The 23,219-nt window shown below is 63.2% G+C and carries 15 protein-coding genes; 6 read left to right on the top strand and 9 right to left on the bottom strand.

What is annotated here, in order from left to right:
• Window positions 1-817: 817 nt before the first annotated feature.
• From rpoC to FJ319_10450, 4 genes are all read right to left on the bottom strand, one after another.
• On the bottom strand, window positions 818-4,873 hold the full coding sequence (gene rpoC, locus FJ319_10465; protein MBM3934706.1) for a DNA-directed RNA polymerase subunit beta': 4,056 nt from the start codon (window positions 4,871-4,873) through the stop codon (window positions 818-820).
• Window positions 4,874-4,930: 57 nt separating this feature from the next.
• Window positions 4,931-8,764: a DNA-directed RNA polymerase subunit beta gene (locus FJ319_10460; GenBank protein ID MBM3934705.1), complete on the bottom strand. Its 3,834-nt coding sequence runs from the start codon at window positions 8,762-8,764 to the stop codon at window positions 4,931-4,933.
• Window positions 8,765-9,087: 323 nt separating this feature from the next.
• Window positions 9,088-9,864, bottom strand: a complete 777-nt coding sequence (locus tag FJ319_10455; GenBank protein ID MBM3934704.1) for a DUF192 domain-containing protein — start codon at window positions 9,862-9,864, stop codon at window positions 9,088-9,090.
• Window positions 9,865-9,948: 84 nt separating this feature from the next.
• Window positions 9,949-10,209: a zinc ribbon domain-containing protein gene (locus tag FJ319_10450; protein MBM3934703.1), complete on the bottom strand. Its 261-nt coding sequence runs from the start codon at window positions 10,207-10,209 to the stop codon at window positions 9,949-9,951.
• A 40-nt stretch (window positions 10,210-10,249) separates the two neighbouring features.
• Between FJ319_10450 and FJ319_10445 the strand changes: the two genes are divergently transcribed.
• Window positions 10,250-10,966 carry a hypothetical protein gene (locus FJ319_10445; GenBank protein ID MBM3934702.1) on the top strand — a complete coding sequence of 239 codons (717 nt, stop codon included), beginning with the start codon at window positions 10,250-10,252 and terminating at the stop codon, window positions 10,964-10,966.
• 81 nt (window positions 10,967-11,047) lie between these two features.
• Here the strand turns inward: FJ319_10445 and FJ319_10440 are convergent, their stop codons facing one another.
• Entirely contained in the window at window positions 11,048-13,498 is a 2,451-nt protein-coding gene (locus FJ319_10440) for an endonuclease MutS2 (protein MBM3934701.1), read from the bottom strand.
• Between FJ319_10440 and FJ319_10435 the strand changes: the two genes are divergently transcribed.
• The 5 genes from FJ319_10435 (at window position 13,480) to FJ319_10415 (ending at window position 18,516) form a co-directional block, all read left to right on the top strand.
• Complete coding sequence (locus FJ319_10435) at window positions 13,480-14,580, top strand: homoserine kinase (GenBank protein ID MBM3934700.1); 1,101 nt, start codon at window positions 13,480-13,482, stop codon at window positions 14,578-14,580. The two genes, FJ319_10440 and FJ319_10435, sit on opposite strands and share 19 nt — an antisense overlap.
• A gap of 28 nt (window positions 14,581-14,608) precedes the next feature.
• The gene (locus FJ319_10430; protein MBM3934699.1) at window positions 14,609-15,841 is read left to right on the top strand and encodes an aspartate kinase; all 1,233 of its coding nucleotides are present in this window, start codon (window positions 14,609-14,611) and stop codon (window positions 15,839-15,841) included.
• Window positions 15,842-15,982: 141 nt separating this feature from the next.
• A complete protein-coding gene (locus FJ319_10425; GenBank protein ID MBM3934698.1) occupies window positions 15,983-16,720 on the top strand; it encodes a glycosyltransferase family 2 protein in 738 nt (245 codons plus the stop codon).
• 119 nt (window positions 16,721-16,839) lie between these two features.
• A complete protein-coding gene (locus FJ319_10420) occupies window positions 16,840-17,550 on the top strand; it encodes a polyprenol monophosphomannose synthase (GenBank protein MBM3934697.1) in 711 nt (236 codons plus the stop codon).
• Between the two features lie 102 nt (window positions 17,551-17,652).
• Window positions 17,653-18,516: a tetratricopeptide repeat protein gene (locus FJ319_10415; protein ID MBM3934696.1), complete on the top strand. Its 864-nt coding sequence runs from the start codon at window positions 17,653-17,655 to the stop codon at window positions 18,514-18,516.
• A gap of 89 nt (window positions 18,517-18,605) precedes the next feature.
• Here the strand turns inward: FJ319_10415 and dgoD are convergent, their stop codons facing one another.
• The 4 genes from dgoD to FJ319_10395 all read right to left on the bottom strand — a co-directional run bounded on the left by dgoD (window position 18,606) and on the right by FJ319_10395 (window position 22,976).
• Window positions 18,606-19,763, bottom strand: coding sequence for a galactonate dehydratase (dgoD, locus tag FJ319_10410; GenBank protein MBM3934695.1), 1,158 nt, complete (start codon window positions 19,761-19,763; stop codon window positions 18,606-18,608).
• Window positions 19,764-19,823: 60 nt separating this feature from the next.
• The gene (locus FJ319_10405; protein MBM3934694.1) at window positions 19,824-21,290 is read right to left on the bottom strand and encodes a hypothetical protein; all 1,467 of its coding nucleotides are present in this window, start codon (window positions 21,288-21,290) and stop codon (window positions 19,824-19,826) included.
• 43 nt (window positions 21,291-21,333) lie between these two features.
• Window positions 21,334-22,587 carry a hypothetical protein gene (locus tag FJ319_10400; protein MBM3934693.1) on the bottom strand — a complete coding sequence of 418 codons (1,254 nt, stop codon included), beginning with the start codon at window positions 22,585-22,587 and terminating at the stop codon, window positions 21,334-21,336.
• A 227-nt stretch (window positions 22,588-22,814) separates the two neighbouring features.
• The gene (locus FJ319_10395; protein MBM3934692.1) at window positions 22,815-22,976 is read right to left on the bottom strand and encodes a hypothetical protein; all 162 of its coding nucleotides are present in this window, start codon (window positions 22,974-22,976) and stop codon (window positions 22,815-22,817) included.
• Window positions 22,977-23,219: the final 243 nt, after the last annotated feature.

The raw sequence follows: 23,219 nt of genomic DNA, 5'->3' as shown, positions 1-23,219 counted from the left end.
GACCTTTCTCATCCCCAATCTTCACTCGGTGAGCAGCCAAAACCCGAAGCGCAGGAGTCTCCCACCGGAATTCAACCGAAACCTCGGGCGAGAGGACTCAGTCCCTATCCGGCTAAGTCCACCGCCCGTAAGCCGGCTGCAGACCACCCATGGAGACGAACCGTACTGACAAAATCACTGCACCCTAAACACTGACAGATTCACTGTCCCTTGACAGGCGAAGTTGCGCGAGGGACGGAGCGAATGGGCAGCCGCCCTCACCGGTCCGTCCGCCGCGGCGGACCGGACCACCTCTCCCGCAGAGCCGGGAAAGGAACAATACGAACGGCCAACAGCCTAGCAGCTTGCACCCTCACCTGTCGCCGGAGGCGACACCCTCTCCCGTCAAGGGAGAGGTAAGAAGGGGGCCAAACAGCCGTCAGCCCTCACCCTTCGGGCCGGAGCGCCCGAAGGCCTCTCCCTCGGGGAGAGAAGGAAGACAGAGCAGCCGGGCAGGCACGGGGACCTGCCCGTACGTAACTCCGGGGGAAACGGGCAATCCGTGTAGCTGCACAGCATGCTGTGCAGCTACACGGATCGCGGCGGCCGATCCTGACTGAGGCGGCCTACATCAGCCGCTCGCTTCGAGGGCGTTCGGTGCCCAGTGGTGGGTGTAACAGCGAGAAAGCAGGTGCCCGCCACGGCAACATCGCCAACCATTGTGCGCTCCGTAATGACGGTCCGTGCACAATGGCGCGGGCGATCCTGTGAGAAAGCAAGCGCCCGCCACGGTGGTTACCGGGGCGGGCGCTTTTGACTGCTGGTGGCCCTGCCTGGCCTATTCGGCCTCGGCGAGGGCAACGAGGTCTTTGGCCTCGTCCATGTCGAATACCTCAGGCTGCAGCTCGATGGCCTCCGCGGCGATGGGCGCCGCAATGGCTACCGGCTCCTTCTCCTCCGGCACGTTCAGACCCAGGCGCTCGATGCCCTCCGGGGACATATCGAAGCGCGCCGGGATGAGGCGGCCGATGATGACGTTCTCCTTCAGGCCGCGCAGGTAGTCGATATCGCCGTTGATGGCCGACTCCGTGAGCACGCGCGTGGTCTCCTGGAAGGAGGCCGCCGCGAGGAAGCTCTCCATGTTCAGCGAGGCCCTGGTGATGCCGAGCAGCACCGGGCTCGCGGTTGCGGGCTCGCCGCCTTCGGCCAGCACGCCGGCGTTGATGTCGTCGAAGCTGTGGCGGTCCACCAGCTCGCCGGGCAGCAGGTCGGTGTCGCCCGGAGAGTCGATGCGCACCTTCCGCAGCATCTGGGAGATCACGACCTCGATATGCTTGTCGTGAATGGACACGCCCTGGGAGCGGTACACCTTCTGTACCTCTTCGATGAGGTACCGCTGCACCGGTTCCCTGCCCTGGATGCGCAGGATCTGCTGCGGGGCCTTCGGGCCGTTGGTCAGCGCCTGGCCGGCCGTCACCTGTTCGCCCGTCTTCACGACGATGTGCGAGGCTGCCGGGATGACGTACTCCCTCTGCTCCTCGTCCGACCACGTGATGCTGGCCGTGCCGTCCGCGATGGTGACCGTGCCTGCCACCCTGGCCGTCACCGGCTGGGCCTGGAGGGACGCGTCCGGCTCCTTGTCCTTGTCCTTGTCTTTACCCTTGCCCTTGGTCTCGGGCACGGCGGCGATAGGCTGCCCCACGGTAACCTGGTCGCCATCGGAAACGAGCACCCTGTACCCTTCGGGCAGCGGGTACTCGTCGCGGTACTCCTCCATGCTGATTACCTTGATCGTCCGGCCCTCGCCGCTAGCGTTGACCTCGACGACGCCGTCGATCTCGGACAGGACGGCCTCGCCCTTGGGAGCGCGGGCCTCAAAGAGCTCCTCCACGCGCGGCAGGCCGCTCGTGATGTCTGCGCCGGCGATACCGCCGGTATGGAACGTTCTCATTGTGAGCTGCGTGCCCGGCTCGCCGATGGACTGGGCGGCGATAATGCCGACTGCCTCGCCGAGCATTACCTCCTTCCAGGTGGCCAGCGACAGGCCGTAGCACTTGGGGCAGATTCCGCGCGGAAGCTCGCAGATGAGCGGCGACCTTACGGCCACGCCCGGGATCTTCAGCTTCTTGAGCATCTTCGACGTCGCTTCGTTGATCAGGCCGTCCTTGTCCACGATGATCTCGCCCGTCTCCGGGTGGACGATGGGCTCGGACGTGAAGCGGCTGCGGATGCGCTCGTCGAACGGCGCCTGGAGCGCGGCGTCCGCCGCATTCTCGATCCAGATCCAGTTCTGAGTGCCGCAGTCGCCGCCGACGACGATGACCTCCTGGGCCACGTCGATAAGGCGGCGGGTCAGGTAGCCGGAGTCGGCCGTCCTGAGCGCCGTGTCCGCAAGGCCCTTGCGGGCGCCGTGCGTGGAGATGAAGTACTCCAGCACCGTCAGCCCCTCGCGGAAGTTCGACTTGATCGGGCGGTCGATGATGCGTCCCTTCGGATCGGACATCAGGCCGCGCATGCCCGCCATCTGCTTGATCTGGGCGATGTTGCCCTTCGCGCCCGATGTGGCCATAAGGTAAATACCGCGATAGTTGCGGAGGTTTTCCTTGATGTGGTTCGTAAGCCTTTCGTTCGCCTGCGTCCAGATCTGGACGGTGTTCTCGTACCTCTCCTGCTCGGTGATCAGGCCGTCCAGGTACTGCTGCTCCAGCTGGTTGACCTGGTTTTCGGCCTCGCCGATGGTCTTCGCCTTCTCGGGCGAGACCTCGATGTCGTTGAAACCGATTGTTGTACCGGACTTCGAGGCGAACTTGAAGCCCATGTCCTTGATGGCGTCAAGGAAATCGGCAGTGCCATCGTTACCCAGAAGGCGGTAGCATTCGGCCGTGATCTCCTTGAGCTTTGCCTTGTTGAGCTCTTCGTTCCGGAACGCGACGCCCGGCGGCAGGACGGAGTTGAAGATGATCCGGCCCACTGTCGTCTCTATTGTCTGGCCGGTGTTGCCGGCGTTGCTGACGGTGCCGTCCAGGTACATGTCGCGCACCTTGATAGGCGCGCGGAGCTCCACCTGGCCCATCTCGTAGGCCATGCGGGCGTCGTCGAAGCTGGAGAAGCTCCTGCCCGCACCCTTGGCGTTCTTGTTATCCATCGTCATGTAGTAGCAGCCGAGCACCATGTCCAGCGTGGGCGATACGATTGGCTCGCCGGAGCTGGGGGAGAGCATGTTGTACGTGCTCAGCATCACCTTCTTGGCCTCTGCCACCGCGCCCTTGGAAAGGGGCACGTGCACGGCCATTTGGTCGCCGTCGAAGTCGGCGTTGAATGCCGTACAGACCAGCGGGTGGACCTGGATCGCGCCGCCGTCCACGAGGATGGGGTTGAAGGCCTGGATGCCAAGGCGGTGCAACGTCGGGGCGCGGTTCAGCAGGACCGGCCTCTTCTTTACCACCTCTTCCAGGATGTCCCAGACCTCGGGGCGGGCCCTCTCGGCCATCCTCTTGGCGCTCTTGATGTTGTGCGCATAGCCGTTCAGGACAAGCTTGTTCATGACGAACGGCTTGAACAGCTCCAGCGCCATGCGCCGGGGCAGGCCGCAGTTATTGAGCTTGAGCGTTGGGCCGACCGTAATGACGGAGCGGCCGCTGTAGTCCACGCGCTTGCCGAGCAGGTTCTGGCGGAACCGGCCCTGCTTGCCGCGGAGCAGATCGGACAGCGACTTCAGCTTGTGGTTGTGGCTCCCGGACACAGCGCGGCCGCGGCGGCCGTTGTCGATCAGGGCGTCGACGGCCTCCTGCAGCATGCGCTTCTCATTGCGGATGATGATCTCGGGCGCCTGGAGCTCGATGAGCCTCTTCAGGCGGTTATTCCTGTTGATCACGCGGCGGTACAGGTCGTTCAGGTCGCTTGTCGCGAAGCGGCCGCCGTCCAGCTGCACCATGGGGCGCAGCTCGGGCGGAAGCACGGGCAGCACCGTCATGATCATCCACTCGGGCTTGTTGGTGCTCTTGCGGAAGGCCTCGGTAACGCGCAACGTCTTGATGGCCTTCTTGCGGCGCTGGCCGGATGTGGTCCTGATCTCCTCCTGGAGCTCGAGGCGCTTCTTGTCCAGGTCGGTCTTCTTCAGGACCTCAAGGACGGCCTCCGCGCCCATGGAAGCGACAAATATCTCCGCGTACTTGTCGCGGAGCTCGCGGAACTTGGTCTCCGTTAGGAGCATGCCTACCTTCAGTGCCTCCAGCTCATCGAGCTGGGTGGAGAGGTCCTCTTCGACCTTTTCCAGGTCCTGGTCTCTCTGGGCCTTGAGCTTGGCTATCTTGGCCTGGAGGGCGGCAGTGCTTCCGCCGGTTGCGCCCGCGCCGGAATCGATCTGCTCCTGGATTTCGTCAATCTTGAGCTCACCCTCAGTCTCGATCTGTTCAATCTGGCTGTCGAGCTCCTTCTGGATGCGGTCGATGTTGTACTTGCGCAGGTCCTCGTTCACGTTCGTGACCAGGTACTGGGCAAAATAGATTACCCTCTCCAGGTTCCTGGGGGAGAGGTCAAGGAGCAGGCCAAGCCGGCTGGGCGTGCCCTTGGAGAACCAGATGTGCGCGACAGGCGCGGCGAGGGTGATGCGGCCCATGCGCTCGCGGCGCACTTTGGACCGCGCGACCTCGACGCCGCAGCGGTCGCAGATAACGCCCTTATAGCGGATCTTCTTGTACTTGCCGCAGTAGCATTCCCAGTCCTTGGTGGGGCCGAAGATGCGCTCGCAGAAGAGGCCGTCCTTTTCCGGGCGGAGCGTGCGGTAGTTGATGGTCTCAGGCTTGGTTACCTCGCCGTAAGACCACGTCTTGATCTGATCAGGAGAGGCGAGCGAGATACGTATAGCGTTGAAATCGTTGCCGGCTTGGGCCATTGTTACTCTCCTAGAATTTCGTCGTAGAAGTTCCGTGGACAGGTCACTTGGTCGGGTCTACGATCCCGGCACCTCTTCCTTCGGCGCCTCCCGCACTACCTCCGCCACCTCCTGCGCCGTCCCGTTTATCATCGTCGATGCGCCCACGTTCGCCTCGCCCGCGGCCACAGCCTCCAGGCTGCCTTCCGTGATCGTTCCGGCGGCCGAGGCTTCCGTTGCGGCTTCTTCGAGGGCCATCTGCTCCGGGTCCTCCTGCAGGAGCTCGACGGAAAGGCCGAGGCTTTGCAGCTCTTTCAGCAGAACGTGGAAGGACTCCGGGATACCCGGCTGGACGATGTCCTCACCCTTCACGATGGCCTCGTATGTCTTGACGCGGCCGACCACGTCGTCGGACTTGATCGTCAGCATCTCCTGGAGGTTGTAGGCGGCGGAGTAGGCCTCCAGCGCCCAGACCTCCATTTCGCCGAAGCGCTGGCCGCCGAACTGCGCCTTGCCTCCCAGCGGCTGCTGGGTGATCAGCGAGTACGGGCCGGTGGAGCGCGCGTGAACCTTGTCTTCAACCAGGTGGACGAGTTTGAGCATGTAGATATAGCCCACTGCCACCGGCTGGTCGAAAGAGTCGCCGGTGCGCCCGTCGCGCAGCCTGTACTTGCCCAGGATTGGCGCGGCGACCTGGCGCTCGCGGTCCGTGCGGAGCGCTTCGCGCTTCATCTCGTCCGCCGTCTTGCCCGACAGGTCAATGCCGAGCTCTTCCTTGAACCAAATCTTGAGGCACGCCTCGCGTGCGTTCCGTACGCCGTTGGTGTCGATTACGTCTTCCAGCTTGTAGCCGCGCTGCGCCAGCCACTCGCGGGTCTTGCCCAGGTCGATCACGCGCGTGCCGTTCTCATCGATCTGGCGCGGGTCAACTGCGCCGGACTGCTCGATGATCCACGCCTGCGCAAGGCCATCCTCGATGGCCAGGTCGTCTGCGCCGTCGAACACGGGCGTCGCGGCCCGGAAGCCTAGCGCCTGCGCCGCCATACCAAGGTGCGTCTCGAGCACCTGGCCCAGGTTCATGCGGCTGGGCACGCCGATGGGGTTCAGGATGATGTCCACGGGTGTGCCGTCGGGCAGGAAGGGCATGTCCTCTTCCGGCATGATGCGGGCGATGACGCCCTTGTTGCCGTGGCGCCCGGCCATCTTGTCGCCGACGGAGATCTTGCGCGTCTGCGCGATCCACAGTCGGACGAGCTGGTTCACGCCCGGCGGGAGCTCGTCGTTGTTCGCCTTGCTGAGGACCTTGACCTCGATCACCTTGCCGCGCTCGCCGTGCGGCACGCGGAGGGAGGTGTCCTTCACGTCGCGGGCCTTTTCACCGAAGATGGCGCGCAGGAGCTTCTCCTCCGCGCTAAGCTCGGTCTCGCCCTTGGGCGTGATCTTGCCGACGAGGATATCGCCGGGGCCGATCTCCGCGCCGACGCGGATGATGCCCTCCTCGTCCAGGTTGCGCAGGCTGTCCTCGCCCACGTTCGGGATGTCGCGGGTTATCTCTTCGGGGCCCAGCTTGGTATCGCGGGCCTCTACCTCGTGCTTTTCGATGTGGACCGATGTGAAGCGGTCTTCCTTGACCAGCCTCTCGGAGATGATGATCGCGTCCTCGAAGTTGTAGCCCTCCCAGCTCATGAACGCCACGAGCACGTTCTGGCCCAGGGCAAGCTCGCCGTTGGAGGTGGAAGAGCTGTCAGCCAGCACATCGCCCTTTTCCACGGCATCGCCGCGGCTCACCGTGGGACGCTGGTTGATACAGGTGCCCTGGTTGCTGCGGACGAACTTCTTCAACTTGTAGAGATGCTGCTCGCCGTCCTCATCCGTGACGACAACCTTGTCGCCTGAGACTTCGGTGGCGACGCCCTTTGTGCGGGACAGGATGACCTGGCCGCTATCGCGCGCCACACGCTTCTCCATGCCCGTGCCCACCATGGGCGGCTGCGGGCGGAGCAGCGGCACTGCCTGGCGCTGCATGTTTGAGCCCATGAGCGCGCGGTTTGCGTCGTCGTGCTCAAGGAACGGGATGAGCGACGTGGACACGCTCACCAGCTGCATTGGGGAGACGTCCATGTACGAGATGTTGTCGGTCGCTTGAACGCCGACGGCCTCACCGATGCGGGTCTCGACGGTGCCTTTAAGGAACTGGCCAAGCTCGTCGATCGGCGAGTTGGCCTGCGCCACGTGCGACGCTTCTTCCTTGTCTGCGGACAGGTAGATGATGTCGCCGGGCTTGGCCGAGACGTACGGGCGAACCTGGACCATTCGCTCGGGCAGCTTTGCGATGCGCGTGCGAAGGCCCTTCGAAACGACGCCGCCTGCGTTAAGGATAGTCTTCCCCGCCTCGTCGGTGACCGCCTCGGTGACCGTGCGGCCCTCGAGATCGGGATCGGTGCTCAGGATCTCCGTGTGCACGCGGCGGTAGGGCGTCTCGATGAAGCCGAACTCGTTGGTGCGGGCGTACGTGGCGAGCGAGCCCAGAAGACCGATGTTCGGGCCTTCGGGAGTCTCGATCGGGCAGATGCGGCCGTAGTGCGAGTGGTGAACGTCGCGCACGTCGAAGCCGGCGCGGTCGCGGGAGAGGCCGCCCGGACCGAGGGCCGAGAGGCGGCGCTTGTGCGTAAGCTCGGCGAGCGGGTTGGTCTGGTCCATGAACTGCGAGAGCTGCGAGCCCCCGAAGAACTCGCGCACGGCGGCGACCACCGGCCGGATGTTGATCAGGGCGGCCGGCGTTGTCGCGGAGGGGTCCAGCTGCGTGGTCATGCGCTCCTTGATGACGCGCTCCATGCGCAGCATACCCACGCGGATATGGTTCTGGATAAGCTCGCCCACGGCGCGCACGCGTCTGTTGCCCAGGTGGTCGATGTCGTCCGGGGCCCTCTGGCCGTTGTTTATCCTGATCATCGTCCTGAGGACGTTGATCATGTCCTGCGGCGAGAGCGTCTTGATCTCGTTTTTCTCGGGGTTGTCCGAGAGCGGGCCGTGCTTGCCGTTCAGCTTGTGGCGGCCCACCTTGCCGAGGTCGTATCGACGCGGGTTGAAGAACAGGTTGTCCAGCAGGGAGCGGGCGTTGTCCAGGCTGGGAGGCTCGCCGGGGCGCAGGCGGCGATAGAACTCCAGAAGGGCTTCGTCCTTGCTGGAGACGGACATATCCTTGTCTATCGTCGTTTGAATGAAGCGGTGCTCAGAGCCCGTGTCCACGTCCTCGAAAAGCTCCGTTATCTCTTCGTCTGTGGCGTAGCCCATCGCACGCACAAGCATGCTGACCGGGCTCTTGCGCTTGCGGTCCACCTTCACGGAAATGACGTCGCGGTTGCTGGTCTCGAACTCCATCCACGCGCCGCGGTAAGGTATCAGCTTGGCGCTGGCGAGCTCGCGGCCGGTACTGGGGTCCTGCTCAGTCGTGTAGTAGACGCCGGGGGACCTGACGAGCTGCGACACGACGACGCGCTCGGCGCCGTTGATGATGAACGTGCCGGTGGTCGTCATCATCGGCACATCGCCGATGAAGAGGTCCTGTATCTTGCGCTCGCCTTCACCTGGGCCCGGGGCCTTGGTGTGCAGCTCGACGGTGACGTGCAGCGGCGCGGAGTACGTCGCCTCCCGCTCGCGGCACTCGTCTTCGGTGTACTTGGGCTTGCCGAACCTGTGATCGAGGAAGCTCAGCTCAAAGCGGCCGCCCGGGAAGTCCTCGATGGGAGAGATCTCCGCAAGGAGCTCCTTGAGGCCGTCAGCCTTGAACCAGTCGAAGGAGTCGATCTGTACCTGGATCAGGTTGGGAACGTCTAGAACGATAGGGATCTTTGCGTACGAACGCTGCCAGGTGCCAACACCTTTGTCCACTCGCGAAATGGAAAGGGTCATGAGCTATCTCACTCCTCGAAAATAAGGCTATAGAGAGAAGCAAAAAGAGCCGCTGAGGGGCGGCATGGAGGAAGAAATGGCGTTAGAGGCGTTTGTGGAAAAGCAAAGTGACGTGGTTGAAGGCATATTTAACCGCGTAACGTTATCATAGGCTCACGGAGTTGTCAAGCTAAACACACAGCCGCTCGAATGGCTCGAAGGCCACATTTGTGGAGAAGTTGGTGAGGAGTTCAAGAGTGGATCGACCTGCGCCTGCCTGGCAACCTCCTGAATCAAACATTACTCATATCTTATACTGACTCTTCGGCGAAATCTACTGCCCTTCAGCAGGTAGGCCCCACGCCGTCCGGCACGCCCTTCAAGACCACTACATCGCCCAGCCGGAGACCGTATTTGTCCGCCTCGCCGGCGTTGATCTCGAAGTTGTAGGCGGCCGGGACAGCCGAGGCATAAAGGGGCAGGTCCGTCTGGTTTGGAGCAGGGTGCGGCACGTTCCGTGTGATGTCCACTACCCTGCAGTCCTGCGATATCCATACGAAGTCCAGCGAGAACTTCATGTCCTTCATCCAGAATGAAGTTGTGTGCCGGTCCTCGAAGATGAAGAGCATGCCGGTCTTTGCGGGCAGGCTCTCGCGGTGGGACAGCCCAAGCGACCTCACTGCAATAGTGGTGGCGTACTCCGCGCCGAACGTCACCTGGCCGATCGTCACAATGCGCGCGTCCGATGATGCAGGCACAGGCGAGGCCGTGGCTGTCGCAGTGGGCGATGCGGTCGGCGTGGACGCCGGTGTTGCGCTTGCCTGAGGCGCCGGCGCCGATTCCTCGGTGGGCGATGCCGCGGGCGCCAGCGCGCGCGTGGCGGTGGCCGTACCGACCGCACCAGAGGGGCGTGGCGTCGCCGTCGCTGCGGGAGCAGAGGCAATGGAGGTGGGGCTCGGCCCTCCTCCCGGAGGCGTCGGCGTGTGTGAAGGCAGGGAACTGACCGAGGTCGATGTGGAGGTCGCCTGGACCTGTGAAGCCGGCCCGCCGCCGTCGCAGGCCGTCAAAATGGCTACGACTGCGGCCAGATTAACGGCGATGGCGTGCCGTCTATTCACTATATAGTCTCCGGGCGCGCCATTGCGGCGACGCCATTACCACTTATTGATAGTGCAAACCGCGCACCGGCGCAACGATACGGCCCCTCAGTGCGTGTGCGACCCCGGTCCGTGACTGTGGCCGTGACCGTGGCTGTGGCCTCCGCTTGGCCGTACCGGGGCGCCGGAGGCTGGCGAGGGCGGCGCGGACATGTTTGTGCGTGCGGAGTTCGTGTTCGGCATATAGAAGACCCGCTCTGCCTGCGCGCCGTCCGCTGGGCATTCGGCGCCCTCGCCCGCGCGGCTCATCGGCCTCGCCACCTCAAACTCCACGCCGCAGTGTGTGCACCTGAACGCGTACCGGGGCATCTGACGGGCTCCTTCCGGGAAATCGGACCGCTGCCATATAATGCTATCGGCTGCGGCAGGACGCGGCAAGCCAGACCATAAAGCCACGCAGGACGAAATGATCGACCTTTTGCTAGCCCAGGAAAGCCCTCAATCGGAAGAAGAAACGCTGAAGCTCTACGAGGCCTTCCAGCAGCTCGCGAACGCGGTCGGCGAAGACGTGCGCGTAGTGGCGGCGCGTGGGCGGAAGCTGAACGCCGTCCTCCGGGAGTCCGACGTGGACGCCACGAAGTTCGAGAGTGTCCTGTTTGTCCCCGCGCCGAAGGTCTCGGCGGCGCCGATGAGCTCCGCGGAGTTCCTGTGGCGGCCGGACGGCAAGCCGGACTGGGCCAACATGTGGCAGGGCTTCTGTGAGCTTGCCCTCTACGGCGGCCCGCCGCACCGTGGGGAAAACAGCGCCCTAACGGCAGCCAACGGCGCCGTCGCCACGCCCGACACGCAGGTGGACGCCATTTCCGAGATACGGCGCGGCATATGGGAAACGTCCGGCCTCTACGCCGAGCCGGCGGGCGAAGGCTGGATCGCCGTGACCTGCGACTCGCCAAAAATGGCCGCCTGGCTATGCGCCTCGATCATCCTGGAGAACGTCGAGGCGCGCATGGATGGTGAGGTCCTCCTCCTGCCCGCCAGCCCGTCCTTCAAGCTCAAGGACGAGGTAAAGAGCGTTATCACCGTCCTGGCCAAGACCCACCACTACTGGCAGCAGCACGCGCGATGAATTGTGAATTGAGAATAGTGAATTGTGAATTGAACAGCCGGATGGCTCCGGTCCGATAATTCACTATTCACTATTCTCAATTCACAATTCGACAACCGTCGCTCCGTCCCCTCCCCTTTCCTGCGCCTCAGGGGCGAAGGAGCGCACGAGGCGGTGGCCTTTTAGCAGGTCGCGGATTGCATTACGCAGCGCGCCGGTGCCCTTGCCGTGGACGATGCGAATCTGGGTAACGCCGTCGCGGACTGCACGGTCGATGAACTCCTCCACCTTGATCAGGGCCTCTTCCACGCGCATGCCCCGTACCTGTAGCTCCACCGCAGGGACCATCGGCCCCATGTCGTAGCTCACCTCGGACTTCGGCTCGTCACGGACGGGGGCGTCCGGGTGCAGCACACGGTCGCGGTCCAGCGAGAAGCGCACGTCGCCCACTGCCACCTCAACCGGCCCTCCCTGCTCTCCTATGGACACCACCTTGCCCTGCACGCCTATCCCCTTCACCGTCACGGTATCGCCGACCGCTATGGGCCTCAGCTCGGCGCGCCGCAGCGGTGAAGGGCGCCTTTGAAACTCTTCGGCCTTCTGCCGGGCAGCCAGCAGCTCAGCGCGGGCGCGCTTTATCTCCTCCGCAGGCACGGGCTCCCCGGCGGCCGACGCCCAGGAGAGGGCCGACTCCGCCTTGCGCAGCCTCTGGCGCGCCTCCTCAAACTGCTGCGAGAGCTCGGACCGCATCGTGTGCAGGATGTCCTCTTCTCGAGACTCCAGGTCAGCCAGCTTCGCATCCAGGTCGCGCTGCAGCGCCTCTGCCTTGATGCGCGACTTCTCTGCCTCCTCCAGCTTCGTTTTGAGCTGGTCGCGCTGCAACTGGAGCTCGTTCAGCCAGTCCTCGACCTGGATGTGCTGCGGCTCCAGCAGCGACCGGGCTTCGGCCATGATCTCCGGCGGCAGGCCGAGCTGCGCGGCGATGGACATTGCATAGCTGCGTCCCGGAACGCCCAGCGTGAGCCTGTACGTGGGCCTGAGCGTCTTCGGGTCCAGATCCACGCTGGCGTTCAGCATCGCCGGAGAGCCTTCCACATGGGTGGCGACCGAGCGGTGGTGCGTCGTCACAATCGTCTTGATGCCGTTGCGCGCCAGGTAGCTGAGGATGGCCTTCGCCAGGGCGGAGCCCTCCTCGGGGTCGGTGCTCGTTCCAAGCTCGTCCAGCAGCACCAGCGACTTCGATGTCGCATTTTCCAGGATGTTCGTCACATTGAGCATATGCGAGCTGAATGTGGAGACAGAGCCCTGTATGCTCTGCTGGTCGCCCACGTCCGCGAAAACGCCGTCGAATACGGGCAGGTAGCTACCTTCCGAGGCGGAAATCTGCAGGCCGGACTGGTTCATGAGCGCCAGAAGGCCAACCGTCTTCATCGAGACGGTCTTGCCGCCGGTGTTGGGGCCGGTGATTGCCAGCACTGCAAGCTCAGGCGCCATCTGCATTGTGACCGGCACAGCACGCGAACCCAGCAGCGGGTGCCTGGCGTTGAGGAGCCGTATGCCCGCCGCGCCGCTTTCCGTCCTGCCGGCTAGCTGCGCGGTGACACCCCTGAGCCTTGCGCTGTACCTCGCGCGCGCCAGGATGAAGTCTATCTGCGCGGTCAGCGCGACGCCTTCCTTAATCTCTTCGGAGACCGCGCCCACGAGTCCGGATAGCTCCATGAGCACCCGCTGCGTCTCCCTCTCCTCCTCCAGCACTAGCTCTAGCCAGTCGTTGCAGAGTTCCACCGTGGCAAAGGGCTCAATGTACAGGGTGGCGCCAGTGTTCGAGGCGTCATGAACGATGCCGGGCACCTTGCGCCGGAACTCGGTCTTGACCTGCACGACGAGCCTGTCGCCGCGCATGGAGATAACGTTGTCCTGCAGGGCCTCTTTGCCGGTCCCCGAGTGCATTACCTTTTGCAGGCCCTCGACGACCCGCTGGTACGCCTCCCGAGACTGCCTGCGAAGGATGCCGAGGCTGGGCGTGGCGCTGTCCATGACATCGCCGCGCGAGCCGATGCACTGGGCGATGCGCCGTTGCAGCTCGTTGAGCTGCGGGATGCTTTCGGCCAGGTCGGCGAGTATCGGCGCGCGGTCCTTCGCCTTCAGGACGCCCGCGCGCGCACGTTTCTGCACTTCCAGAGACGCCGACACCTCCAGCAATTCAACGCCGGTCAGTCCGCCTCCCAGCCCCGCGCGCTCGATCGCCTCTGTGGCGTCGCCGGTCGCGTGCAGGTCAATGTCCCCGGACTCGGTGATGAACCGAAGGGCCTCCGAGGTCTCGTGCTGGAGCTCCTCTACCCGCCACTCGTCGTAGGAAGGCGCCAGGGCCAGGGCAAGCTCGCGCGCCGGCGGGAACATGGCGTTCCCGGCCAGGGCGCGGCGTATCTCCGGGAAGTCCAGCGACTCCAGGGTCTTTTCCCGCAGCCTCTGCGCGGGCTGGGTTTGTGCGATCCTAGTCTCCTGCAAGGTTGCTCCTGTAATTTTGAACCGGCATGCGTCCAAACCGCCGATTGCTCATTCTAGAGTTTAGCAACACGCGGCGCGTTCTGCCTTACAAACCACTGTCTACGAAGACCTACGCGTACCGCCGCCTACCAGATGTTCCAGGGGGTCTTCAGCCGCCATCGACAATGCCCGTGTTATCATACTGCCTGGCTTTTCCGACCCCACATAGAGGACCGCGCGCAATGGTACATAGGCTTACGATCAAGGTGCCTGCCACATCGGCCAACATGGGCCCCGGCTTCGACTGCCTGGGGGTGGCGCTTGATATCTGGAATACGCTCCGGGTGGAGGTCGGCGGCTCCGGCTTTGAGATCACCGGACACGGCGCGGGGGAGATCCCGACGGACTCATCCAACCTGCTCTACCAGAGCTACCTGAAGGTGTTCGAGGAGATCGGCAGGCCCGCGCCGCAGGCGCGCTTCATCTGCGATAACAAGATACCCCTCGGCCGGGGCATGGGTAGCAGCTCCGCCGCGTCGATCGCCGGCATAATCGCGGCGAACGAGATCGCAGGGCGGCCGTTCGATCAGCAGGCGCTCCTGGACTTCACAGCGAGGATCGAAGGCCACCCTGACAACTCGACCGCCGCCATACTCGGAGGCTGCCGGATCGTCGTACAGGAAGCGGGCCACCTGGTCACGGCCAGGGTGCCCGTGCCGGAAGACCTGGGCGCCGTGCTTTTCATTCCGGACGTGCCTATGCCGACCAAACAGGCCCGCGCGGTGTTGCCCCCTTCCGTTTCAAGGCAAGATGCTGTATACAATATTGGGCGCGTTGCACTGCTGGTAAACGCCCTTGCAACCGGCGACCTCACTCACCTGGCCGTCGCTACCCAGGACGCCCTTCACCAGCCCGCTCGACAGGCGATCTTCTATCCAATGAAGGTCATTCTCAGGGCCGCGCTGGAAGCGGGCGCTCTCGGTGTCTTTTTGTCCGGCGCGGGGTCCAGCATCCTGGCGCTGACAAAGAGCCGGGAGATGACCATCGGGTACGAGATGGCCGAGGCCGCATCCAAGGCCGGCGTCGGGGGTGATGTGAAGATAACGAAGCCCACGGACAAAGGCGCGCACGTAGCTCAGGCGAGTTAGCAAAAACGACTGCACAGGGATATCTACAGTGGCCCTCATAGTACAGAAATACGGCGGCAGCTCTGTCGCCAACGCTGAAAAGATACTGAACGTTGCAAGGCGCATCGGGCGTACAAAGGACCAGGGCAACCTGGTCGTTTCCACGATCTCAGCCATGGGCGATACTACCGACGAGCTCATCGACCTGGCGGGCAAGATTACGAAGCGCCCCAACCTGCGTGAGATGGACATGCTCCTCTCCACCGGCGAGCTGGTGAGCTGCGCGCTGGTCACAATGGCTCTCCAGGAGCTGAGCCACAAGGCCATCAGCCTCAGCGGCGCACAGGCGGGCATCCGGACGGATACCACGTACGGCAAGGCCAAGATCGCAGTGGTGGAGCCGCAGCGCATCCTTACTGAGCTGGCTGCAGGCAAGATCGTTATAGTGGCCGGGTTCCAGGGAATTACACCGGACCACGAAGTCACGACGCTCGGCCGCGGCGCCTCCGACACCACCGCAGTAGCCATCGCCGCCGGCCTGAAGGCGGACCGCTGCGAGGTTTACACAGACGTTGAGGGCATCTACACGGCCGACCCCAGGCTGGTGCCGAAGGCCCGCAAGCTGGACGAGGTGGGCTTCGAAGAGATGCTCGAGATGGCCAGCTACGGCGCGAAGATGAACCCGCGCTCCATCGAGTTGGGCATGGTCTACAACGTACCGATAATCGTCGCCTCCAGCTTCGTCGACAAGCCGGGGACGTTAATACACCACGGAGCTAACAAGGATATGAAGGTTGGAGAGATCCGAAACCGCGTCCGAGGCATTCCCACCGACAAGAACGTGGCCAAGATCACGGTCCAGGAGGTGCAGGACAGGCCGGGCATCGCCGCGAATATCTTCGAGCCCCTGGCCTCCGCAGACATCAGCGTGGACGTCATCGTCCAGAACGCCGGCGTGCAGGGGAAGACGGACGTAACCTTCACTGTGAAGAAGACCGATCTGGACCGGGCTCTGGACGTCATCAAGCCCCTCGCGGAGAAGCTCGGCGCGGGCGGCGTTGTAAGCACCACCAACCTGGCCAAGGTGAGCATTGTCGGCACAGGCATGCAGGACACGCCGGGTTACGCCAGCAAGATGTTCCGCTCGCTCGCGGACGCCAATATCAACATCTTCATGATCTCAACCTCGGAGATCCGCATCACCTGCGTAATCGAAGAGGCGCGGCTCGGAGACGCGGCCCGCATACTCCATACCGTATTTGAGCTCGACCGGTCCGAATAGGAGAGTCCACCGGGCATAGACTGTGCATAATCCGTGCTACGATGGTCTCAGGATCGGCGGCCAAACAACGGACCCATTAGCCTTGTTTGGCCCTTTTCTTGTATTCGTGCATAAAACACAGTTGCCAGCGTGCCGCCACCTATGTTAAATAATGTGGACTCGCCATACCTGTCCGTGGTGATCCCGGCGTACGACGAAGAGCCCCGAATCGGGGTGACGCTGGAAAAGCTGCTCGCCTACTTCAGCGGGCAGTCCTACACCTGGGAGATAATCGTCGCGGACGACGGCAGCAGGGACAGGACGCCCGCCATTGTGAAGGAGTGGGCGGCGAAGGACTCGAGAATCAAGCACCTGGCGCTGCCGCACGCCGGCAAGGGCTGGGCCGTTAAGAACGGGATGCTCACAGCATGCGGGCACCTGAGATTTATGTGCGATGCCGACCTGGCGATGCCTATCTACCAGCTCGGCGGGTTCATCGAGAAAATGAGGGCGGGCTACGACATCGTTATCGGCTCGCGGCAGGCGCCGGGAGCGCGGAGATTCGACGAGCCCGCAGGGCGCCATGTGATGGGAAGGGTCTTTAACTGGACCATCCGGGCACTCGCGGTCGGCAGCTTCCAGGACACGCAGTGCGGATTCAAGTGTTTCAGGGGCGAAGTGGCGGAGGACCTCTTCCGGCAGCAGCAGTTCAAGGGATTCAGCTTCGACGTTGAGATCCTTCACATCGCTGTCAGAAAGCGGCTGCGGATACTGGATATGCCGATCGACTGGTATCACCAGAAAGCAAGCAAGGTACGACCATTCATCGACTCTTTCGCGATGCTAAAGGACACGCTCTCACTGCGCGTCCGTGACATCCGGAAGAAACGCAAGTACTGAAGGCCTGAAACCAATTGATCAAACCCGAAGCATTGCCCGCTAGAACCGCCAGAATCGGCAGGGCCTCCGCCGTTGCGGCCGCTCCGTCGCACAGCGGCAGGACAGCCACGCTCGACCATTTGACTGCGGTTGTAATTCCAACGTACAACGAGTCCGAAAATCTGCCGGTGCTCACGGAACGGCTCTTCGCGCAGAATATTCCCAACCTTCGCATCATCTTCGTCGACGACGGCTCCCCGGACGGCACGGAACAGGTGGCATGGGAGCTATCCGAGAAGTACGGCGGCCGTATAGAAGTGGTACAGCGCGGGCGCAAGATGGGGCTCGGCTCCGCATACGTAGCCGGCTTTCGCAAGGCGCTCGATGAAGGGGCGGACTTCGTCATACAGATGGACGCAGACCTCTCCCACAAGCCGGAGTACCTGCCGAAATTCCTCGCGTCGCTTGAGGAGGCCGACGTTGTGGTTGGCTCCCGCTACGCGAGGGGTGGCGGCGTCGAGGAGGACTGGGGCCTTTCGCGGAAGATTCTGAGCGGGGGCGGCAACGTGGGCATTCGCGCTATTGCCGGCCTCAAGGTCAAGGACACCACAGCTGGATTCAAGGCTTTCCGGGCTGGCGTTCTGAGGTCTTTCGACCTGGGACAGCTCCGGTGCAAGGGCTTCGGGTTCCAGGCCGAAGTGGCCCACGCGTGCCAGCGGCTGGGCTACGAGGTGGTCGAATACCCTATCATCTTTGCCAACCGTTACAAGGGCAAGTCGAAGATGTCTACGGGCATCATCGTCGAGGCCTTCTGGCGGCTCCTACCCCTTCGCCTCTCTCGCAAGCGGTAAGAAGGGCAAATTCATCCCGCTCCCAACCGGCGGCCACTACTTTACGTTGTGTGGTACGTTAGAACTGGAAATACCGGAGAGGGAGCACCTACGGGGTCTCTAATGACATCGCAACAAGCCGAGCTCAAGGCTAAACTCAGAAAAGATCGCTGCAAGAAAGCGGTCGCATTTGCAATGCAGGGCCGCTGGGCGGACGCCGCGGCGGAGAACCAGGCAATCCTTGCAGATTTCCCGGACGATAGCGAGGCGCTCAATCGCATGGGCAAGGCATACACGGAGCTGGGGCGCATCAAAGACGCCAAGGATGCATTCAACAAGGGCCTGGAGCTCTCCCCTCACAACGCCATCGCCAAAAAGAACCTCGACCGGCTGAACCAGCTTGGCGACGAGGTGGCCCGCCCGGTCACGACCGGCAAGAAGGCGCCGGACATCTTCATTGAGGAGAGTGGCAAGTCGGGTGTGACCGCGCTAATGAACCTGGCGAACGGCAAGTCCCTCCTGAAGCTATCCCCTGGAGACCCGATCAACTTGAAGGTCGAAGGGAGCCGCATCATGGCGGAGGTCACGGGCGGGGAGTACGTGGGCCAGGTGGAACCCAAAATCGCCTCGCGCCTGTTGCGCCTCACCAAGGGAGGCAACAAATACGAGGCGACGATCACCAGCGCCGGCGAGCACGAGGCGCACATTATCATCCGCGAGACCTACAAGCACCCCTCGCAGGCGAACATTGTCTCGTTCCCCGGCAAGGGCGGCGCCGGCGATTTGCGCGTTTACGTTCCGGGCGCTATTCTCGGATATGAGATGGCGGAGCAGGATGACGACGCGGACGAGCCGGAGAACCTGGACGTAAAGGACTGGTCCAACGACGACACCGAGCCCGGCGACGACGAGGCCTTCAGCCCGGTCATCCACCGCATAATCAACGCGAACAACGAGGAAGCGGAGCCGGAAGACCAGGAGTATTAGGCACGACGAAAGTCAGGCGCAAAGAGGCCCGCCCCGATCTGCCGGGGCGGGCCTCTTTGCTTCAGATGAGCCTGGCCATGACCGCCCTCCTATGGTTGCGCGGGCGTGCCGTCCGCCATGTAGGAGTAGATGACGTGGCGGTACTGGTACGGCCGCGACGCAATCACGTCCTCCCGCAGGTCCACGCCCAGCCCGGGCGCGGTGGGCAGCCCGTAGTAGCCGCCCTCCATCTTGATCGGCGCCACCTGCAGCTCCTCGAAGACCGAGTTCGGCTTGCTGTGCTCAAGGATCAAGAAGTTCGGGATCGCTGCGGAGATGTGGATGCTGGCGGCCGTGGCGACCGGCCCCTTGGGGTTATGGAACGCCATGTTGATGTGGTAGACCTCCGCCATCGCGGCGATGCGGCGCATCTCGGATATGCCGCCGCAGTGGCAGATGTCCGGCTGCACGATATCCACTAGCTGCTGCTCGATGACCTCCCGGTAGCCCCACCGCGTGAGCAGGCGCTCGCCGGTTGCTATCTCTGTCTGGAGCCCCGCCTGGCGGATGAGCTTCAGCGCGTCCTGGTTCTCCGGAGGCGTGGGCTCCTCAAAAAAGAGCACATTCAGGTGGTCGATCGCCCGCACCTGCTTGATGGCCAGCGCAGGACGCGAGCGGCCATGATTGTCCAGCATGATATCCACGTCCGGCCCAACGGCTTCCCTGAGGCCCGTTACGTGGTCCGCCAGCCACCCCGGCAGGACGCTCTCCACAATCCCCCTGTCCATGTCCTTGTGCCAGGTGCCGGCCTTGATGGCGTTGAAGCCCTCTTGTACCCGCTTTTTGGCCTCTTCAGGGGAAGATGCGTGAGAGTACACGCGAATCCTGTCTCTTACTGCGCCGCCCAGGAGCTGGTACACAGGGACTCCGAGCGCCTTGCCCTTGATGTCCCACAGCGCCTGATCGATGGCGCTGATTGCGGACATGATGATGACGCCGCCACGGTACCGGTTGTGCAGCCACAGCTTCTGCCAGATGCGCTCGATGTTGTGGGCGTCATCCCCCATGATCTGGGGCGCGAGCTGCTCAACGCACTGGGCGATGGTAGGCTCCTCGTTAACGAGAGAGCCTTCCCCCCATCCGTAGATGCCGGCATCCGTCTCGACCTTCACGAACATCCAGTTACGGCCGCCGGGCGCGGCGCTGGCTTTGGCCGGCCGAGAGGTCTCTCCCCACATGACATACGGCTTGATGGCTGTGATTTTCATGGATGCTCCAATGCCTGCCGGGATATGCCGCCCAGGTCAATCGCGGACGATTCTACACCGTCACGTAGCGTTGCGGAACCGGATGGAATACAGATCGGTCTCCTTACTCATGGCAAAGCGGAGCCGTACCGGCTGGTGCTGGAAATCGGACAGGGTGCCGCCCTTCCATTTGACCACGCGCTCAATCTCATCGCCGTAGATCTCCTCGCAGTCCTCAAGCTTGAAGCCTTCCACTGCCCTCCCCTCGCGGTCCTGAAGCTCGGCGCGCATGGAACCGACGACGGAAGTGGAGTAGTTGATTACGAGTGTATCGCCTTCGAAAGTGAACGGCTTTGTCATCATCTCGCCACCGCCGTAGCCTGTGCCGGCGGAGGTGAAGCCGTCAGTCCTGGCGGTGTATCGGCGCAGCCGGACGGCAGGCGAGCCGTGGTATTCGACGGCGTAGAGCGATATCTCGGCCGGACCCGTCTCCAGGATGCCCGTTGCGACCATGGTGTTGTGCTTGTACCAGTTCATGATATCCGGGCCGGGCTTGATGATCGCCTCCATGAAGTACCTCCTGAACGACACGCCGTCCCGGCTGGCCATGAAGCAGGTCTCGGAAACCCCCTTGGACTGCGCGCCGGGCTGGGGCGTGCGCTTGGCGGCGTATCGCTTGGGGAAGGAAACGTAAACGCCCGGCGCGCGGAAGTACGGCGTGGCCGCGCTCATATAGAGCTCTTCGGTAGGGGAATCGCCCAGGTCTATCTCCTCCGGCACCGACCAGTTGCGAAAGTCGGTGGAGACGCTCCGCCGGATGGTGCGCGTCTTGCCCGGCGGCACCACGCCGCGCATATACGCCACGTACATTGCGCGCCGGCTGTCCCAGAAGACGCTCATGGGCGAGTCGAAGCGGGGCATGTAGCCCGGCGGCGCTTCTATGAGCGGGTCTTTGTCGATCATGGACCAGTGTACGCCGTCGTCGGACGTGTAGCCGCGCAACAGGGCCTTCATGTCGTACCGCTCGTCCCTGGAGAGGCGCACGAGCGCCTTGTAATTGCCCGGGTATCGTGGTTCCGGGTGCCCGTCGATGAACGGCGAAAGGTTCCACCCCATGTCGGCGTTCATCATCAGGTTGTTCGCCTTTGAGCCCTCAAACTCGATGAGGCCAAGCTCGGGGCGCTCCCAGTGGACGGCGTCCGTGCTCTCCGCGTAGCCGGACCATCGGACGCGGAGCTTCGGCTTCTTGCCCTTGCCCTTCTTGCCGTCATCGTCCGTGTGGTCGTTGCCGCTGGCGTACCACATCCGGTATTTTGGGCCGTCCTTGAAGACGGTGACGCCCACGCCGCTGGTCTCGCCCTCCCAGGGCTTGTTGTACTCCATCACGACTTCGCGCTCGATCGGTGGGTGCAGCTTCAGCCGCGCGCCTGCCATGCCGTCGATCAGCCATTCGTCGAAAAAGAGCTGCAGGTCGGACCGGATGTCGCGGACTACCGGCGGCCTCGCCTCCGAGGCCAGGAACTGCCATGCAACAGGGTTCGTTTCCATGTGGGCTCCCTTCGGGTATCTTCTTGGCTGGCGCGAGCTGTGCCTATCGCGCAGCCTTGCGGAACTTGATCGAGTACAGGTCGGCTTCCTTCGTCATCGCAAAGCGCAGCTTAACGGGCTGGTTCTCGAATGCGCCGACGTTGTCGCCGCCCTTCCACCTCACAACGCGCCCTATCTGGTCGCCGAAAATCTCCTCACAGTCGTCCATCGCAAACCCTTCCAGCGGCCGGCCCTCCCTGTCCTGGAGTTCAACGCGCACCGCGCCGACGACGGAGGTGGAGAAGTTGATGACAAGATGGTCCCCTTCGAACGTGAACGGCCTGGTGACCATCTCGCCGCCCGAGTAGCCTGTAGAAACCGATGTGAAGCCGTCCGTGCGCAAGGCGCCGCGCCGGATGCGGCACGTGGGGTGGCCGTGGTTCTCGACGTAGTAGATCGAGAGCTCGCCCGGGGACGTCTCGTGGACGCCGGTGCCCACCATCATGGCGTGCTTGTGCCAGTTTCTCTGGTCCATGCCTGGCCTGATGAAGGCTTCCATAAAGTGGCGGCTGAAGTGCACTCCGTCGCGGCTCGCCATGAAGCATGTCTCCGCTATCCCGGCCCGCACCGCGCCCGTCATTACCGTCCGCTCACGGACGAAGCGGTTGGGGAATGAGAGGTAAATGTCAGGGGCGCGGAAATAGGGGGTGCAGGCGCTCATGTAGAGCTCCTCCAGGGGCGAATCGCCAAGGTCAACGTACTCCGGCGTGCTCCAGTTGCGGAAATCTGTAGAGATACTGCGGCGGATGGCCCGGATTCCGGGCGGCGCCATTCCGCGGTAATAAGCTACGTAGTGGCCCCTTACCGCATCCCAGAACGAGCTTATAGGCGAGTCCAGTTTGGGGTTGTAGCCCGGAGTGGCGACGATGATCGGGTCCTTGTCGAGCATCCTCCAGTTGAGGCCGTCGTCCGAGAGGAAGCCCCTCAGGACCGGACGGTCGTCGACCGTGATCGTGGAGCGGACGCGGGAGACGGCCTTGTAGCGCTCGGGGTACAGTGGGTCGGGGTGGCCGTCGATGAACGGGCAGAGGTTCCAGCCGGTGTCGGCCTCCATGACCAGGTTGTTAGCCTTGCTGCCGTCTGCTTCGACGATGCCCAGCTCCGGGCGCTCCCAGCGGACGCCATCCGCGCTCTCCGCGTAGCACGTGTCGCGGTGCCCCCGCTCCTCCCCGCGTTCGCCACCGGCCCTGCGCGCCTCCCTGAAGCCCACGTACCACATGCGGTACTTGTCGCCGACCTTCATTACATCGATGGCCACACCGCTCGCGGGGCCTTCCCACGGCTTGTTGAGATCCAGGACAACCTCGCGCGGCTGGGGGGTTATGCAGCTTGAGCCGGGCGCCGGTCATTCCTTCGATGAGCCATTCATCGAAGAAGAGCTGTAGCCGTGAGCGGATATCCCGGACTGCCGGTGCGCTGGGTCCCAACGCCGGGGAGCGCCACTCTGGGTTGCTGGTGGTCATGATGCTGGTCCTTCCCGGTGAACTACGTCTGGGTCGGGGTGCCGTCCTTTGTGAACGACTGGTACACCGGCCTGTACTTCGGCGGGTTGGCGAAGATGACGTCCTCTCGCAAGTCCACGCCAAGTCCAGGGCCTGTCGGTCGCCCGTAGCGGCTTCCCTCCCGCTTCATCGGCTTCACCTGCACGTCGTCGAAAAGCGCGTGCGGCCAGACGTGCTCGACGTTCAGCAGGTTCGGAATCGATAACGCCGTGTGAACGCTGGCGGCGGTGCAGATGGGGCCCTTGGGATGTCAATGCTCAGTGACTTTGTCAGTCTTACTGCTCAGTGATTTTGTCAGTACGACTGGTTTTGGTTGAATCAGTCTCGATCTCCAAGGGTGATCTGGACCCGGCTTTCGATCCTTGGGCGTGGAGAGGGGCGTGCTGGA

This window comes from SAR202 cluster bacterium, assembly GCA_016872355.1.
Taxonomy (GTDB): Bacteria; Chloroflexota; Dehalococcoidia; order Lucifugimonadales; family VGZY01; genus VGZY01.
Note: the sequence above shows the minus strand (reverse complement) of the source record. Positions and strands in the feature narration are given on the sequence as shown.

Bases quoted from the DNA above. Each gene is read 5' to 3' on its own strand.
- FJ319_10425 (MBM3934698.1), top strand. From the start codon at position 15,983: ATGTTAAATAATGTGGACTCGCCATACCTGTCCGTGGTGATCCCGGCG.
- FJ319_10460 (MBM3934705.1), bottom strand. From the start codon at position 8,764: ATGACCCTTTCCATTTCGCGAGTGGACAAAGGTGTTGGCACCTGGCAG.
- FJ319_10405 (MBM3934694.1), bottom strand. From the start codon at position 21,290: ATGGAAACGAACCCTGTTGCATGGCAGTTCCTGGCCTCGGAGGCGAGG.
- rpoC (MBM3934706.1), bottom strand. From the start codon at position 4,873: ATGGCCCAAGCCGGCAACGATTTCAACGCTATACGTATCTCGCTCGCC.
- dgoD (MBM3934695.1), bottom strand. From the start codon at position 19,763: ATGAAAATCACAGCCATCAAGCCGTATGTCATGTGGGGAGAGACCTCT.
- FJ319_10450 (MBM3934703.1), bottom strand. From the start codon at position 10,209: ATGCCCCGGTACGCGTTCAGGTGCACACACTGCGGCGTGGAGTTTGAG.
- FJ319_10415 (MBM3934696.1), top strand. From the start codon at position 17,653: ATGACATCGCAACAAGCCGAGCTCAAGGCTAAACTCAGAAAAGATCGC.
- FJ319_10445 (MBM3934702.1), top strand. From the start codon at position 10,250: ATGCTATCGGCTGCGGCAGGACGCGGCAAGCCAGACCATAAAGCCACG.
- FJ319_10435 (MBM3934700.1), top strand. From the start codon at position 13,480: ATGCGTCCAAACCGCCGATTGCTCATTCTAGAGTTTAGCAACACGCGG.